This window comes from Ruegeria conchae (genome assembly GCF_000192475.1).
Taxonomy (GTDB): domain Bacteria; phylum Pseudomonadota; class Alphaproteobacteria; order Rhodobacterales; family Rhodobacteraceae; genus Ruegeria; species Ruegeria conchae.
In genome coordinates, this window is the sequence record NZ_AEYW01000021.1 from 1 (window position 1) to 14,480 (window position 14,480).

At 56.4% G+C, this 14,480-nt stretch carries 18 protein-coding genes; 12 read left to right on the plus strand and 6 right to left on the minus strand.

What is annotated here, in order from left to right:
* Positions 1-200, minus strand: a 200-nt coding sequence (locus G7G_RS23325) for an ATP-grasp domain-containing protein (protein WP_010442826.1), incomplete at its 3' end; no start/stop codon positions are given.
* A gap of 307 nt (positions 201-507) precedes the next feature.
* A complete protein-coding gene (mdh, locus tag G7G_RS0117895) occupies positions 508-1,470 on the minus strand; it encodes a malate dehydrogenase (RefSeq protein ID WP_010442827.1) in 963 nt (320 codons plus the stop codon).
* 161 nt (positions 1,471-1,631) lie between these two features.
* Here mdh and G7G_RS0117900 point away from each other — a divergent pair, with 161 nt between their 5' ends.
* On the plus strand, positions 1,632-2,387 hold the full coding sequence (locus G7G_RS0117900) for a sulfite exporter TauE/SafE family protein (protein ID WP_010442828.1): 756 nt from the start codon (positions 1,632-1,634) through the stop codon (positions 2,385-2,387).
* Here the strand turns inward: G7G_RS0117900 and G7G_RS0117905 are convergent.
* Positions 2,384-2,683 carry a hypothetical protein gene (locus G7G_RS0117905; RefSeq protein ID WP_010442829.1) on the minus strand — a complete coding sequence of 100 codons (300 nt, stop codon included), beginning with the start codon at positions 2,681-2,683 and terminating at the stop codon, positions 2,384-2,386. The two genes, G7G_RS0117900 and G7G_RS0117905, sit on opposite strands and share 4 nt — an antisense overlap.
* Positions 2,684-2,860: 177 nt before the next feature.
* On the opposite strand from G7G_RS0117905, the gene G7G_RS0117910 reads away from it, so the two are divergent.
* From G7G_RS0117910 to G7G_RS0117965, 11 genes are all read left to right on the plus strand, one after another.
* Complete coding sequence (locus G7G_RS0117910; RefSeq protein WP_010442830.1) at positions 2,861-3,718, plus strand: HpcH/HpaI aldolase/citrate lyase family protein; 858 nt, start codon at positions 2,861-2,863, stop codon at positions 3,716-3,718.
* A 6-nt stretch (positions 3,719-3,724) separates the two neighbouring features.
* The gene (locus tag G7G_RS0117915; protein WP_010442831.1) at positions 3,725-4,279 is read left to right on the plus strand and encodes an NnrU family protein; all 555 of its coding nucleotides are present in this window, start codon (positions 3,725-3,727) and stop codon (positions 4,277-4,279) included.
* Positions 4,280-4,291: 12 nt separating this feature from the next.
* The gene (locus G7G_RS0117920) at positions 4,292-4,498 is read left to right on the plus strand and encodes a DUF1737 domain-containing protein (RefSeq protein WP_010442832.1); all 207 of its coding nucleotides are present in this window, start codon (positions 4,292-4,294) and stop codon (positions 4,496-4,498) included.
* Complete coding sequence (locus tag G7G_RS0117925) at positions 4,498-5,526, plus strand: MaoC family dehydratase (protein WP_010442833.1); 1,029 nt, start codon at positions 4,498-4,500, stop codon at positions 5,524-5,526. The genes G7G_RS0117920 and G7G_RS0117925 overlap by 1 nt, the downstream gene beginning before the upstream one ends.
* Positions 5,527-5,592: 66 nt before the next feature.
* A complete protein-coding gene (locus G7G_RS0117930) occupies positions 5,593-6,267 on the plus strand; it encodes a DUF1194 domain-containing protein (protein ID WP_029622160.1) in 675 nt (224 codons plus the stop codon).
* 204 nt (positions 6,268-6,471) lie between these two features.
* Positions 6,472-6,855 (plus strand): succinate dehydrogenase, cytochrome b556 subunit, encoded by a 384-nt coding sequence (sdhC, locus tag G7G_RS0117935; protein WP_010442835.1) that lies wholly within the window; start codon positions 6,472-6,474, stop codon positions 6,853-6,855.
* A gap of 12 nt (positions 6,856-6,867) precedes the next feature.
* A complete protein-coding gene (locus tag G7G_RS0117940) occupies positions 6,868-7,251 on the plus strand; it encodes a succinate dehydrogenase, hydrophobic membrane anchor protein (protein WP_010442836.1) in 384 nt (127 codons plus the stop codon).
* Positions 7,252-7,263: 12 nt separating this feature from the next.
* Complete coding sequence (sdhA, locus tag G7G_RS0117945; protein ID WP_010442837.1) at positions 7,264-9,072, plus strand: succinate dehydrogenase flavoprotein subunit; 1,809 nt, start codon at positions 7,264-7,266, stop codon at positions 9,070-9,072.
* 12 nt (positions 9,073-9,084) lie between these two features.
* Entirely contained in the window at positions 9,085-9,864 is a 780-nt protein-coding gene (locus G7G_RS0117950; protein WP_010442838.1) for a succinate dehydrogenase iron-sulfur subunit, read from the plus strand.
* 136 nt (positions 9,865-10,000) lie between these two features.
* Positions 10,001-10,141: a hypothetical protein gene (locus G7G_RS24555; protein WP_010442839.1), complete on the plus strand. Its 141-nt coding sequence runs from the start codon at positions 10,001-10,003 to the stop codon at positions 10,139-10,141.
* 286 nt (positions 10,142-10,427) lie between these two features.
* Positions 10,428-11,291 (plus strand): urea carboxylase-associated family protein, encoded by an 864-nt coding sequence (locus G7G_RS0117965; protein ID WP_010442840.1) that lies wholly within the window; start codon positions 10,428-10,430, stop codon positions 11,289-11,291.
* A 13-nt stretch (positions 11,292-11,304) separates the two neighbouring features.
* Here the strand turns inward: G7G_RS0117965 and deoD are convergent, their stop codons facing one another.
* The 3 genes from deoD to G7G_RS0117980 all read right to left on the minus strand — a co-directional run bounded on the left by deoD (position 11,305) and on the right by G7G_RS0117980 (position 14,430).
* Positions 11,305-12,015, minus strand: a complete 711-nt coding sequence (gene deoD, locus G7G_RS0117970) for a purine-nucleoside phosphorylase (RefSeq protein ID WP_010442841.1) — start codon at positions 12,013-12,015, stop codon at positions 11,305-11,307.
* A gap of 17 nt (positions 12,016-12,032) precedes the next feature.
* Positions 12,033-12,350: an H-NS histone family protein gene (locus G7G_RS0117975; protein WP_010442842.1), complete on the minus strand. Its 318-nt coding sequence runs from the start codon at positions 12,348-12,350 to the stop codon at positions 12,033-12,035.
* A gap of 112 nt (positions 12,351-12,462) precedes the next feature.
* Positions 12,463-14,430, minus strand: a complete 1,968-nt coding sequence (locus tag G7G_RS0117980) for a protein meaA (RefSeq protein WP_010442843.1) — start codon at positions 14,428-14,430, stop codon at positions 12,463-12,465.
* Positions 14,431-14,480: the final 50 nt, after the last annotated feature.

Sequence of the window (14,480 nt, forward strand, 5' to 3'; positions counted from 1 at the left end):
TTTTCACCGGCATCGGCTTCTTTGAAGCTGCCTTTACCGCGCCCACCTGCGTGGATTTGTGCTTTTACAACCCATAAAGGGCCATCCAGTTCACCGGCTGCGGTTTTGGCTTCCTCGGCGCGCAAAACCGCGCGACCGTCGGAGACCGGAGCGCCATAGCTGCGCAAAAGAGCTTTGGCCTGATATTCGTGAATGTTCATCGAAATTGTCCCGTCTGACTACGATTACCCTGTTATAGGCGTGTCTAAGCGCCAAAATTAAAGAGTTTTTTGACGTGTCACGGGAAATTGTCGAAGATTTTCAGCATTTGTGATCACAGGTTTTTGGGGTGTGATCACAAAGCTTGAGCAAAGCGTAAGCTTGATTCGATAATGCAGGCTCGCGCGAAGAAAACACATTCATAAACGTGACTTTCGGCGTTTGCGCCAACATCTCTGACTCATGATGTATGGCTTAAAAGAAAACCGGCCCACCAAGGGCCGGTTTCAAATTCTTCACTGCTGACGATTAGGCCAGCGAGCTATCGATGCCTTTGCAAGCTTCGATCAGACCTTTCACAGCATTCACCGAGTTGTCGAAACCTGCCTGCTCTTCTTCGTTCAGCTTGATGTTGACGACCCGTTCAACGCCGCCGGCACCGATCACGGTAGGAACGCCGACATACATGCCTTCTACTCCAAGCTCGCCATCGCAATAAGCGGCGCAAGGCAGAACTCGTTTCTGGTCTTTCAGATAGGCCTCGGCCATTTCAATCGCCGAAGTGGCAGGCGCGTAGAAGGCCGAGCCGGTTTTCAGTAGACCGACGATTTCGGCACCGCCGTCGCGGGTGCGCTGAACGATGGCGTCCAGTTTTTCCTGCGTTGTCCAGCCCATTTCGACCAGATCGGGCAATGGGATACCGGCGACGGTCGAATAGCGAACCGACGGCACCATGGTGTCGCCGTGGCCACCCAGAACAAACGCTGTGACGTCGCGCATCGAGACGTTGAACTCTTCCGACAGGAAGTGCGCAAAACGGCCCGAATCCAGAACGCCCGCCATGCCGCAAACCTTGTTATGCGGCAGGCCCGAGAATTCACGTAGGGCCCAGACCATCGCGTCCAGCGGGTTGGTGATGCAGATGACGAACGCGTCAGGCGCATTGGCGGCGATGCCTTCGCCAACCGATTTCATGACTTTCAGGTTGATGCCCAGCAGATCATCGCGGCTCATGCCCGGCTTGCGCGGCACGCCAGCGGTGACGATGCAGACGTCGGCGCCCGCGATATCCTCGTAGGATTGGGTGCCTTTCAGCTTGGCGTCGAACCCTTCGGAGGGGCCGGATTCGGCGATATCCAGCGCCTTGCCTTCCGGGGTGCCTTCGGCGATGTCGAACAGGACAACGTCACCGAGTTCCTTCATTGCAGCGAGGTGGGCGAGCGTGCCGCCGATCTGACCTGCGCCGATCAGCGCGATCTTGGGTCTGGCCATTTGGAATATCTCCGATGGGTTTTGAAATCGCGGTTTTGCTAGTCGTAAATGCGGCGTCGCGCAAGCCTCCTGCGGCGCGGCATGCCACCGCATACCGTTTGCATGTCATGTGCTGATTGCGCTAAACCGCCTGTGACTCATGCATATTTCCGGGGCGCCAGATGTTCGAGATGAACCTGATGTTTTTTGCCGTGGCGATCCCGGCAGTGATCTTCGCGGGTATCTCGAAAGGTGGGTTCGGCTCGGGCGTGGCCTTTGCGTCCTCGTCGATTCTGGCGCTGATCCTGACGCCTGGGCAGGCGTTGGCGTTGATGCTTCCGATCCTCATGGTGATCGATGTCGCCACGTTAAAGCCCTACTGGAAACGCTGGAGCTGGCCGGATTCGCGTCTGCTGATTCTGGGTGCAGTGCCCGGCATTGCGTTGGGCGCGTGGCTCTATCGTGTCACCGATGACGATCTGCTGCGTCTGCTGATTGGTGGGATATCGGTCGGCTTTGTGATCTGGCACGTTGCCCAGACCGGAGGCTGGGTGCGCGGCTTTGCCAACCGATTGCCCCCATCGGCGGGTCTGTTTGCCGGGCTGGTCGCTGGATTCACCAGCTTTGTCAGCCATGCAGGTGGTCCGCCCGCTGCGGTCTATCTGCTGTCCCAACGCCTGACAAAAACTGAATTCCAGGCCTCCACCGTGCTGGTCTTCTGGGTGATCAATGCCGTGAAATTCGTACCCTTCGCCTATCTGGGCCTGTTTACATGGCACACGGCTTTGGCGGATCTGTTGCTCACCCCGTTTGCGATCCTTGGGGCATGGCTGGGTGTCCGTGCACATTTCATGCTGTCCGAACGCCTGTTCTTTGGCATTGCATACGTGCTGCTGACCCTGACCGGCGGTAAACTGATCTGGGACGCTCTGGTCTAAGCGTTGGGCGGCAACGCCTCAGCCAGCACCTCAAAGGATTGACCCGAGGCAATCAGGCAGGTCACACCCTCGGGCAGGGTCACAACAATGGTCCAGCTGCCGGTCTGATCCGAAGCAAAAACCTCCATCACTGCACCCTGACGTGCGATCCCGATACCCCTGCGGGTTTCGCCATAGGTTTGCGCCAATCGCTTGATCACATCCTCGCGCGGCGCGCAGTTCTGTGCGCTGACCTGTTGCGCAGCCAACACCATAATGCCCAACCCGATCGTCAATTTCAGCAATATCGTCTTCATCGGTCACCCCTTTCGATTCCTTCTTGAAAACAGCGTGCAGCAGGCTGAAAGAAATCGCGTTAAGGCAACGAGCGTTGCGTCACGATGCCAGAATGCTGCGCTGCGGCGATTTTGCTCTTGAACTTTCCGTCAAAAAATGCCCCATTCCGCGCAACATTATTTCAATGGGAGAGTCCCGTGGACCCGCGCCAACGCCCTTATCGTTCCGTTCTCTATATCCCCGGCTCCCGCGATCGGGCGCTGGATAAAGCGCGTACGCTGCCGGTGGATGCCATCATCTTTGATCTTGAAGACGCGGTTGCAGCTGATGAGAAAGAGAACGCGCGCGAAACGCTCAAGGAGGCCTTGGCCGCCGGAGGGTACGGTGTGCGGGTCAAGATCGTGCGGATCAACAGTTTGGATACCGAATGGGGTCGCGCCGATGCCGGAGCTGTGCGTGAGATGGATGCGGATGCCGTTCTTTTGCCCAAGGTAAACTCGGCCGCGGATGTGGATGCGCTGGCGGCGATCACCGGTGATCTGCCGATCTGGGCGATGATGGAAACACCGCGTGGTATGCTGAATGCGGCCGAAATTGCCGCACATCCGCTGATGGCGGGCTTTGTCATGGGGACCAACGATCTGGCGAAAGAGCTGCAGACGCGTTTCCGCCCCGACCGGCTGCCGATGATGACCTCGCTGGGCCTGTGCCTGCTGGCTGCAAAGGCCGAAGGGCTGATCATCGTGGATGGCGTCTATAACGCGTTCAAGGACACCGACGGTCTGGCAGCTGAATGTGCCCAGGGCCGCGATATGGGCTTCGATGGCAAGACTCTGATCCACCCCGCGCAGGTCGAGATTGCGAATACTGCCTTTGCGCCTTCGGACACCGAGATAGAATTGGCCCGCCGCCAGATCGCAGCCTTTGAAGAGACCGAGGCACAAGGTCAGGGGGTCGCTGTTGTCGATGGCAAGATTGTCGAAAACCTACACGTTGTAACTGCCCGCGAAACTCTGGCAAAAGCAGAGGCGATATTAGCTTTGCAAGCGGGGTAAGCCAGCATGGGCTTTGTTCTTCTGATTCTTGGTGTGGCGTTGTGGTGGGCCGCACATCTCTTCAAGCGCGTGATGCCGGAACGCCGTGCCGCCATGGGCGATGCGGGCAAGGGCGTCGTGGCGCTGGCTTTGGCGGGTGCGATCCTTCTGATGATTTTCGGCTATCGCATGACCGATTTCATCTATGTCTGGGCGCCGCCGACCTTCCTGATCCACATTAACAACCTGCTGGTGTTGATTGCGTTCTACTTGATGAGCCCGGCAGGACAGAAAGGCCGTCTTCTGAATAGAGTGCGCCACCCGATGCTGGGCGGCTTCAAGCTTTGGGCCTTTGCGCATTTGCTGGTAAATGGCGATCTGGCCTCGATCGTGCTGTTTGGTGGCCTGCTGGCCTGGGCGATCGTCGAAGTCATCGTGATCAACAAGTCCGAGCCAGACTGGACCCCGGGTGAACCCGGCACCTATGGCAAAGACGTGATGTTTTTTGTGGGATCCATCGTGCTGTTGGGCATTGTTGGCTATATTCACGGGCTGGTTGGCCCATCTCCATTCGGTGGCTAAGGGACCAAATCAATGGCGAAACTTTATCGTTTGTTGACCGAGGAAGACACGTCAGCCTTCTGCCACAAGGTCTCGGACGCGCTGGCGAAAGGGTGGGAGCTGTATGGCGATCCCTCTTACGCCTTTGACGCAGCCAACAACGTGATGCGCTGCGCGCAGGCCGTGACGAAAGAAGTCGACGCCGACTATTCCCCCGACATGAAACTGGGACAGCAATAATGGCAAAAACCAATCCGGGTAACTTTTTCGAGGATTATTCCGTCGGGCAGGTGCTGCATCACGCAGTGCCCCGCACTGTGACAGATGGTGAACGCGCGCTGTATCACGCGCTCTACCCGGCGCGCCATGCGCTCTATTCCTCGGATGAATTCGCCCGGAATTGCGGCCTGCCGCAAAGCCCGATTGACGATCTGGCTGCGTTTCATGTGGTGTTCGGCAAAACGGTTCCCGATATCTCGCTGAACGCGGTGGCCAATCTGGGCTATGCCGAGGGTCGCTGGCTGCGACCGGTCTATCCCGGCGATACGCTGCGTGCTGAATCTGGTGTGATTGGCCTTAAGCAGAACTCAAATGGCAAGACCGGAGTGGTTTGGGTGCGTACGCGCGGTTTGAACCAGCGCGACGAAGTGGTGATCGAATATGTGCGCTGGGTGATGGTGCGCAAATCTAACCTAGATGCGCCCGCGCCTGAGACCGTTGTGCCCGACCTGAAGAAGGTGCTGGATGTTGGCGATCTGGTTGTGCCGCAGGGCCTCGATTTCTCGAAATACGATTTTGCACAATCCGGCGAAAGCCACCGCTGGGATGCGTACAACACGGGAGAAACGATAGATCATGTCGATGGCGTGACCGTCGAAGAGGCCGAGCACATGCTGGCTACGCGCCTGTGGCAGAACACGGCCAAAGTGCATTTCGATCTCACCTTCCGCCCCGAGGGCCGACTGATCTATGGCGGCCACGTGATCTCGATGGCGCGCGCATTGTCGTTCAACGGTTTGGCGAATGCGCAGATGATCGTCGGCCTGAACGGCGGTGCCCACGCCAACCCCTGTTTTGCGGGCAACACAATCAAGGTCTGGTCCGAGGTTCTGGACAAGGCCGAGACCGGAACACCGGGAATCGGTGCATTGCGGTTACGGCTTGTGGCGACCAAGGGTGGAGAGCCATTTGAGCTGCGCAATGAGGATGGGAAATACCTGCCCAATGTGCTGTTGGATCTGGATTACTGGGCCTTGATGCCCATGTAAGTCGGGCTGCCCGTTTGCTGACATTGAAGTGATCGCGGTCGGTGAAATCCGTGCTAGGCTCGGCGTATGACGATGTTACGCGCACTCATGGTCAGTTTGTTTCTGGCACCGCAAGCATTTGCCTGCGATCTTGCTCTTGCTCTGGCCGTCGATGTGTCAGGCTCGGTGGATTCCGAGGAATATCGCATCCAGATGGACGGCCTTGCCGCAGGGCTGCGTGATCCCATCGTTTCCGAGGCGTTGGTGCGCGGGCAGGCCCGGCTTATGCTGGTTCAATGGACTGGTAGTTCGCGCCAAAGGATCACGATCCCATGGACCCGGATCGACAGCTTTGCCACTTTGGATGATTTTGCCGAACGGGTCGCTGCTGATCCGCGTGTATGGCGTAATTTCTCTACAGCAATCGGTGAGGCGCTTGAGATGACCGTGACAAGCTTTGACGAAGTGAGCGAATGCAAAAGGCATCTGATTGATCTTTCGGGTGACGGAATTTCGAATGAAGGTATCGAACCTTCGACGATCCACGCCAAATTGCGTGAGAGTGGAATCACAGTGAACGCGATTGCAATAGAAGAAAGCGAACCGGACCTGACAGCCTATTTCTTCGAGAATGTTATCGTTGGTGAGGGAGCCTTTGTCGTCTCTGCCGCGGGCTTTGCTGATTACCCTGAGCGTATTCGCAAAAAGCTTTTGCGCGAGGTGACGCAGCAGACCGCAGGGCTGTCTCAAACTCAGCCATAGATTCGTGATCACATTGCTTTTCCGTTGAAAACGCTAACATTGGTGGTATCGAATATATTTTGTGATCACGAGATTATTTTGTGTGATCACAAATGTATCTTATCGGCGATTTTGCGGTAATTTTACTGGATTTTGCACCTGCAGCGCGTGACAGAGTCGTAAAAAACAGTAAAACGTTCGGTAGCCAACCGAAAAGGAGCCAACATGGCCGATGTAAATCGGGGCAACCGCCCGCTCTCTCCGCATTTGACGATCTATCGTCCGCAGATGACGTCCATCTCTTCGATTATGGTGCGCATCACGGGACTAGCGTCCTTTGGTTTGGCTTTGTTGGTCGTCTGGTGGTTGCTGGCGGCAGCCACATCGGCAGGCGCCTATGACCTGATCAATGGTCTGATGACCAGTTTCCTGGGTGATCTGGTCATGTTCGGCGCAGCGTGGGCAATTTTCTATCACATGCTGGGCCGTTTGCGGCACGTCATCTGGGATCTCGGATATTGCGTGAATGTCGAAGTGTCCGAGAAGATGGGCATTGGCATGTTTGTTCTGGCGACGGTTCTTGCCTTGATCACAGCCGTGGCGCTTTAGAGGGAGGTTGGTATGCAGTTTCTAACAGACCGTAAACGCGCACAGGGCATGGGAGCCGGACGCGCAGGTACACATCATCATTGGCAGATGATGCTCAGCTCAGCGGCGCTGGTTATTCTTGTTCCGTTGTTTGTATTCACCTTCGGGCGCGCGTTGGGTGGCACCTACGAAGAAGCTCTGGCGTATTACAGCCGACCGTTCCCGGCGATTGTCTTGGGTCTGACATTGGTTGTTGTCGTCCCGCATCTGCTGCGCGAAGCGCAGGAGGCGATTGAGGACTACGTGCACGGCGTTGCTGAAAAGCTGGCGCTGATGGCCGCACGGGCGTTTGCCTACACACTGATTGCTGCAGGTCTTTTTGCTCTCGCACGGCTTGCCCTCGGTTATGCGCAGTAAGGAACAAGAACAATGACAGCAGCATATGAATACGAAACCCACGAATATGACGTGGTGGTTGTCGGTGCCGGAGGCGCGGGTTTGCGTGCGACTTTGGGCATGGCGGAACAGGGCCTGCGCACCGCTTGTGTGACCAAGGTATTCCCGACCCGTTCACACACCGTGGCGGCGCAGGGCGGCATCGCGGCGTCCTTGTCGAATATGGGGCCAGACCATTGGCAGTGGCATATGTATGACACCGTCAAAGGCTCGGATTGGCTGGGCGATACGGATGCGATGGAATATCTCGCGCGCGAGGCTCCAAAGGCCGTCTATGAGCTGGAACATTATGGTGTGCCATTCAGCCGGACCGAAGAAGGCAAAATCTATCAGCGTCCCTTTGGTGGCCACACCACCGAATTTGGCGAAGGCCCCGCCGTGCAGCGGACCTGTGCCGCCGCCGACCGGACGGGCCATGCGATCCTGCATACGCTTTATGGTCAGTCGCTAAAGAACAATGCCGAGTTCTACATCGAGTATTTCGCAATCGACTTGATCATGTCCGAAGACGGGCAATGTCAGGGCGTCGTCTGCTGGAAGCTGGACGATGGCACCATGCACGTGTTCAACGCCAAGATGGTGGTGCTGGCGACCGGTGGTTATGGTCGAGCATATTTCAGCGCGACCTCGGCACACACCTGCACTGGCGACGGCGGGGGCATGGTGGCCCGCGCAGGGCTGGCGCTTCAGGATATGGAGTTTGTGCAGTTTCACCCGACCGGTATCTACGGTTCGGGTTGCCTGATCACCGAAGGTGCGCGCGGCGAGGGCGGTTATCTGACCAACTCGGAAGGCGAGCGGTTCATGGAGCGCTATGCGCCCCAGTACAAAGACCTTGCACCGCGCGACTATGTCAGCCGTTCTATGACCATGGAAATCCGCGAAGGGCGCGGCGTTGGTGGCGAAGGGGATCACATCCACCTGAACCTGAGCCACTTGCCTGCTGAAGCTCTGGCGGAACGACTGCCGGGCATTTCGGAGTCGGCCAAGATTTTCGCAGGCGTAGACGTGACCAAAGAGCCGATACCGGTTCTGCCGACCGTCCACTATAACATGGGCGGTATCCCGACGAACTATTGGGGCGAGGTTCTGAACCCGACCACAGATGATCCGACTGCTGTTGTACCTGGCCTGATGGCCGTGGGTGAGGCCGGTTGTGCCTCGGTGCACGGAGCAAACCGGTTGGGCTCAAACTCTCTGATCGACCTCGTTGTCTTTGGTCGTGCGGCAGCTATCCGCGCGGGTAAGGTCGTGGATGCCGAGGCTCCGAACCCGGTGCTGAACCAAGCATCGGTCGACAAGGCGTTTGACCGCTTCGATGCGGCGCGTAACGCCAGTGGTGCGATCCCAACCGCTGATTTGCGGCTTGAGATGCAAAAAACCATGCAGGCGGACGCGGCTGTTTTCCGCACCGCCAAGACGATGGCTGAAGGCGCTGAAAAGATGACGGCGATCGCTGCCAAGATGGATGATCTGCAAGTCACCGACCGTTCGCTGGTTTGGAACAGCGACCTGATGGAAACGCTGGAACTGGCGAACCTTATGCCCAACGCTCTGGCCACTATCGTTGGGGCCGAGGCGCGCAAGGAAAGCCGTGGAGCCCACGCACACGAAGACTTTTCAGAGCGTGACGATGAAAACTGGCGCGTTCACACGGTGTCTCGCGTCGACGGAACGCAGGTCGATCTCAGTTATCGACCAGTGATCGTCGACCCGCTGAGCACCGAGGCCGAAGGCGGCATCAGCCTGAAGAAAATCGCGCCCAAAGCGCGGACGTTCTAAGGAGAGGAACCCATGGTACAATTGACCCTCCCCAAGAATTCCCGGATCACCACCGGCAAGACATGGCCCAAGCCCGATGGCGCGACCAATGTCCGCAAGTTCCAGATCTATCGCTGGAACCCGGATGATGGCCAGAACCCACGTGTCGATACCTATTTCGTCGACATGGACACTTGCGGTCCGATGGTTCTGGATGCGCTGATCAAGATCAAGAACGAGATCGACCCGACCCTGACTTTCCGCCGGTCCTGCCGTGAGGGCATCTGTGGCTCCTGCGCGATGAATATCGATGGGATCAACACGCTGGCCTGTATCTATGGCATGGATGAGATCAAGGGCGACGTGAAAATCTATCCACTGCCGCATATGCCGGTGGTCAAGGACCTGATCCCGGACCTGACGCATTTCTATGCACAGCACGCATCGATCATGCCGTGGTTGGAGACCAAGACCAACCGTCCGGCAAAAGAGTGGAAGCAATCCATCGAAGATCGCAAAAAGCTGGATGGCCTATACGAATGCGTGATGTGCGCCAGCTGCTCGACCTCCTGCCCTAGCTATTGGTGGAACGGTGATCGTTACCTTGGCCCCGCCGCGTTGCTGCACGCTTATCGCTGGATCATCGACAGCCGGGATGAGGCAACGGGTGAGCGTCTGGATGAGTTGGAAGATCCCTTCAAGCTGTATCGCTGCCACACCATCATGAACTGTGCCAAGACCTGCCCGAAGGGTTTGAACCCAGCTAAGGCGATTGCTGAAATCAAGAAGATGATGATCGATCGCGCGGTCTGATCGCGCACCAAACCAAAGCACTTGCCGGTTTGCGGCAAGTGCATGACGCCTCTGCAAAACTATGCGATGCGTTTGCCGCTGAGCGGATTTAAGTTTCGCATAGGGAGGAGTGATGAATCGAATAGAGGTCACTCCAATGAGCAAACAAACCCAAAAATGCGATGCAGCCGAAGCGCTCAGGTTATTGGAACAGGCTTGGGCCTATTATTCGCCCGAACCGGTTGTTCCGATCAAAAACGAAACTCCCGAACTGTTTGAGTACGCAAACGCGGCCTGACCGTCTTACACGGGCTTGAAAACTTTGGTGCAATCGGCAAAGCAGAGATATGCCTATTCTCCTGCTTCTGCTTGCCGCTGGTGTGTTCGCCTATTTCCTTTGGCGGTCCCGCACATCTTCACTGTCGCGAGACTGCAGATGGCGGCAGCACCGAAGCGAGGGCAATTGGCGTTGTGCCTTTTGCGGCGCGGTTTCGCAATCTGATGCCGAACCGAAACAATGCCAGAAAGGGCAATGATAAAAGTTTGGGGTTTCCCGCCTAGATGAACTGAGCCAGTCTCGGCCCATGACAGAATCCCAGACCACTCCCCGACCTCCCGCTGATGCAGATGCCCGCCGCGCGATTGCACCAGTGATTTGCTACCCAAACGAAGGGCTGCCCCAACCTAATCTTGAGCTTTATCAAAATGCCCGCGCGGGTGCTCAGAAAACAGGTGAGGTTTTGGTTCCACCGCGCGACGCACGGTGCTTTGAGGTGCCTGCCGGACATTTTTTTCGGATCACGTCTGTCGAGGGGTCTCAGGTAGGTGATCTCAACATGTGGAGCTTCACTGATCTGTCGGAACGGTTTTACTCTGGCAAGACGCGCGCGCTGCACGGTACACACCTCACAACGGGTGAGCGAATGTGGTCGAGCTTTCCACATATGCGGCCAATGGCGACCATCATTGCCGATACGCTGGGCTGGTATGGAATCGATGAATTTGGCGGATCGGTCCATGATGTGATCGGGACGCGTTGCGACCCCTACACCGGCAATCTTCTATCCGGAACGCAGTACCATCACTGTTGTCATTCAAACCTTACACGCGCGTTGGCGGATCATTTAGGCATCTCGTTGGCCGAAGCTGAGCCCGCCGTGCATGATGTGTTGAATGTGTTCATGTGCACCGGGTTCACGCGGGACACGGGTCAATACTTCATGAAGGCGTCACCCGTGCGACCTGGTGATTATCTTGAGTTTTTTGCCGAGATCGACTTACTTGGAAATCTCAGCGCGTGCCCCGGCGGCGATTGCTCGTCGGAGCACTCCTCGGATACGGCGGCGTGTTATCCCTTGTTGGTGGAGACATTCGCCCCGACCGAGGGTGCCCTGGAAGGATGGAGCAGCCCTGCGCGCAACGGATATGATGGCACGCATGGGCGCTAAGCTCCGGTATTGTTCAACCGTCTGGAAACGCTGCTTGAAGCGCAATCTCAACCATCTCGCCAAAGCTGCTCTCCCGATCTGACGAGGGCAGGGCTTCACCGGTCAGCAAGTGGTCTGAAACTGTGAGCACCGCCAACGCCCGGCATTTGTGACGTGCAGCGAGGATATAAAGCTCGGCCGCTTCCATCTCGACCCCTAAAATGCCGTGGCGAACCATTTGTTCGTTCAGGTCTGGACGCTCGTCATAGAAAACATCGGATGAATAAATACCGCCCACATGCGTCGGTGTACCTTTGGCTTGTGCCGCTTGCGCCGCGGCCTGCAGCAATCCCCAATCGGCGCAAGGGGCGAAGTTCATCTCTTTCATGATGCCGCGCGACGGGGTGCTGAGCGTGGTCGAGGTCATCGCCAGAATGACATCACGCACATTCACGCTTTCCTGCATGCCACCACAAGAACCGATCCGGATCAGTGTTTTTGCACCATAGTCGCGGATTAGTTCGTTCACATAGATTGACAGGGAAGGCATCCCCATGCCGCTGCCTTGAATCGTAACACGGTTTCCTTTCCAGGTGCCGGTAAATCCCAGCATGCCGCGTACTTCGTTGACCAGCTTAACATCATCCAGAAATGTCTCAGCCGCCCATTTCGCGCGATAGGGATCGCCGGGCAAAAGAACAGTTTCGGCGATATCCCCTATTTTGGCTCCAATATGAATTGTCATTTTGGCATTACCTCAACTCAGATCTCGAGGTCAGAAATATCGATGCCTGCATTCAAAGCGTCGTGAACCCATTGCGGTTTACGACCGCGCCCTGTCCAGGTTTGTGTTGGGTCGTTAGGGTTTTGGTACTTTGGCTTGGCCTTAGAGCCTTTCGCCGGTTTTGAACCATCGCCCGACAATTCAGATAGCGAGAAGCCAAACTCGGCTGCAGCCTCTTGGGCCGCCTTCAACGCCGCTTTTCGCTCTCGCGTTTCAGCGCCCTTGAGTGCCTTTTCGACCTGATCGCGCAATTTGAGCAATTCTTTGCGCGACATTTTCTCTAGATCGATTGCCATTTATCTCTCCAACCCGGTTATTCCGCTGCAGAACGCAATGGGAATTCAATTCATCCGAATATCTCTATTCCATCCCATTGGGAATTAGAATTGGAAATTCATTTTTTTATTTCTACTCAGCCGCGATTTCCTTGGGGTCAACCAAGGTTACAATATCACCTATGATCAAATTTAATTCGAAGTTCTTTGGGGTATAGATTTTAGCCACGCCCATGGAACGCAATTGCTCTGCATCTTCATCGGGAATAATGCCGCCTACGATGACAGGTATGTCGCTCAGACCCGCTTCGGTCAGACGCGTCATCACATCCTTCACCAGCGGCAGGTGGCTGCCCGAAAGAATGGACAGACCAATCACATGTGCATTTGTCTCTTGGACCGCTGACACGATTTCCTCTGGCGTAAGGCGAATACCTTCATAACTGATATCCATTCCACAATCGCGTGCGCGGAAAGCAATCTGTTCAGCTCCGTTCGAGTGGCCGTCCAAACCGGGCTTGCCGACAAGGAACTTCAAGCGGCGTCCAAGACGGTCGCTGACTGCATCGACGGCGGCGCGCAAATCCTCCAACCCTTCGGTTTTGTTCGAAACCGAACCGGAAACACCTGTCGGCCCACGATAGGTGCCGTATGCTTTGCGCATCTCTTCGGCCCATTCACCGGTTGTAACCCCGGCCTTGGCCGCGGCGATTGAAGGTTCCATCACATTAGCACCTGATTGCGCCGCTTCGCGTAAGGCCTGCAGCGCGGCGCTAACCGCAGCGTTATCCCGCACTGTACGCCAGTCATTGAGCCGCCCGATTTGTTCCTGTTCAACCGCCGGGTCGACAACCATGATGCCGCCATCTTCAGTTTGCAGGGGTGAGGCTTCACCCTCGGTCCATTTATTGACCCCAACAACAACGGTCTCGTTGCGTTCAATCCGGTTCAGGCGTTCGGCGTTGGATTCGACCAGGCGGGATTTCATGTATTCGATCGACGCAACAGCGCCACCCATCGAATCGAGGTTGGCCAATTCGGCCCGCGCACCATTCTTGAGTTCTTCGACTTTGGCATCGACTACCGGGTTGCCGTCAAACAGATCGCCATATTCCAGCAGGTCGGTTTCATAGGCGAGAATCTGTTGCATCCGCATCGACCATTGCTGATCCCAAGGACGCGGCAGACCCAGCGCTTCATTCCAAGCGGGCAATTGAACCGCACGGGCGCGGGCGCGTTTTGACAGGGTGACTGCCAGCATTTCGATCAGAATGCGATAGACGTTGTTTTCCGGCTGCTGTTCAGTCAACCCCAGCGAGTTCACCTGAACGCCGTAGCGAAAGCGGCGGAACTTGGGGTCTTCGACACCATAGCGTCGCTGCAGAATCTCATCCCAAAGATCCACAAATGCGCGCATTTTGCACATTTCGGTGACAAACCGGATGCCCGCATTCACAAAAAACGAAATCCGTCCGCAGAGTGCGGGGAAGTCTTCTGCTGGAACGCGCGGGCGCAGTTCGTCCAGAACCGCGATGGCGGTGGCCAGCGCATAGGCCAGCTCTTGCTCGGGCGTCGCGCCTGCCTCTTGCAGGTGGTACGAGCACACGTTCATCGGGTTCCATTTGGGCACGTTTTCGTAGCAATACTCGGCCACGTCCGCGATCATCTTCAGGGATGGCTTGGGCGGGCATACATAGGTGCCGCGGCTCAAATATTCCTTGATCAGATCATTCTGGACTGTGCCCTGCAGTTTAGAGACATCAGCACCCTGTTCCTCGGCCACCGCGATATAAAGCGCCAAAAGCCATGGGGCTGTGGCATTGATCGTCATCGAGGTGTTCATCTGTTCCAGCGGGATTTGATCGAACAGATTCCGCATATCCCCAAGATGGCAGATCGGCACACCGACCTTACCAACCTCTCCACGCGCCAACGTATGGTCGCTGTCATATCCGGTTTGGGTTGGCAGATCGAAAGCCACAGATAGTCCGGTCTGGCCCTTAGCCAGGTTTGCACGATAAAGCGCGTTTGACGCTTTGGCCGTCGAGTGACCGGCATAGGTACGGATGAGCCAGGGGCGGTCTTTCTGCAACTGCGTCATGGGTCGGGCCTCACGGATCAGTGGGTAACAAAATTACGTTCTATAGGCAT

What these genes read in the sequence shown, in the direction of transcription:
- mdh (WP_010442827.1), bottom strand. Translation starts at nt 1,470, where the DNA reads ATGGCCAGACCCAAGATCGCGCTGATCGGCGCAGGTCAGATCGGCGGC.
- G7G_RS0117900 (WP_010442828.1), top strand. Translation starts at nt 1,632, where the DNA reads ATGTTCGAGATGAACCTGATGTTTTTTGCCGTGGCGATCCCGGCAGTG.
- G7G_RS0117905 (WP_010442829.1), bottom strand. Translation starts at nt 2,683, where the DNA reads ATGAAGACGATATTGCTGAAATTGACGATCGGGTTGGGCATTATGGTG.
- G7G_RS0117915 (WP_010442831.1), top strand. Translation starts at nt 3,725, where the DNA reads ATGGGCTTTGTTCTTCTGATTCTTGGTGTGGCGTTGTGGTGGGCCGCA.
- G7G_RS0117920 (WP_010442832.1), top strand. Translation starts at nt 4,292, where the DNA reads ATGGCGAAACTTTATCGTTTGTTGACCGAGGAAGACACGTCAGCCTTC.
- G7G_RS0117925 (WP_010442833.1), top strand. Translation starts at nt 4,498, where the DNA reads ATGGCAAAAACCAATCCGGGTAACTTTTTCGAGGATTATTCCGTCGGG.
- G7G_RS0117930 (WP_029622160.1), top strand. Translation starts at nt 5,593, where the DNA reads ATGACGATGTTACGCGCACTCATGGTCAGTTTGTTTCTGGCACCGCAA.
- sdhC (WP_010442835.1), top strand. Translation starts at nt 6,472, where the DNA reads ATGGCCGATGTAAATCGGGGCAACCGCCCGCTCTCTCCGCATTTGACG.
- G7G_RS0117940 (WP_010442836.1), top strand. Translation starts at nt 6,868, where the DNA reads ATGCAGTTTCTAACAGACCGTAAACGCGCACAGGGCATGGGAGCCGGA.
- sdhA (WP_010442837.1), top strand. Translation starts at nt 7,264, where the DNA reads ATGACAGCAGCATATGAATACGAAACCCACGAATATGACGTGGTGGTT.
- G7G_RS0117950 (WP_010442838.1), top strand. Translation starts at nt 9,085, where the DNA reads ATGGTACAATTGACCCTCCCCAAGAATTCCCGGATCACCACCGGCAAG.
- G7G_RS24555 (WP_010442839.1), top strand. Translation starts at nt 10,001, where the DNA reads ATGAGCAAACAAACCCAAAAATGCGATGCAGCCGAAGCGCTCAGGTTA.
- G7G_RS0117965 (WP_010442840.1), top strand. Translation starts at nt 10,428, where the DNA reads ATGACAGAATCCCAGACCACTCCCCGACCTCCCGCTGATGCAGATGCC.
- deoD (WP_010442841.1), bottom strand. Translation starts at nt 12,015, where the DNA reads ATGACAATTCATATTGGAGCCAAAATAGGGGATATCGCCGAAACTGTT.
- G7G_RS0117975 (WP_010442842.1), bottom strand. Translation starts at nt 12,350, where the DNA reads ATGGCAATCGATCTAGAGAAAATGTCGCGCAAAGAATTGCTCAAATTG.
- G7G_RS0117980 (WP_010442843.1), bottom strand. Translation starts at nt 14,430, where the DNA reads ATGACGCAGTTGCAGAAAGACCGCCCCTGGCTCATCCGTACCTATGCC.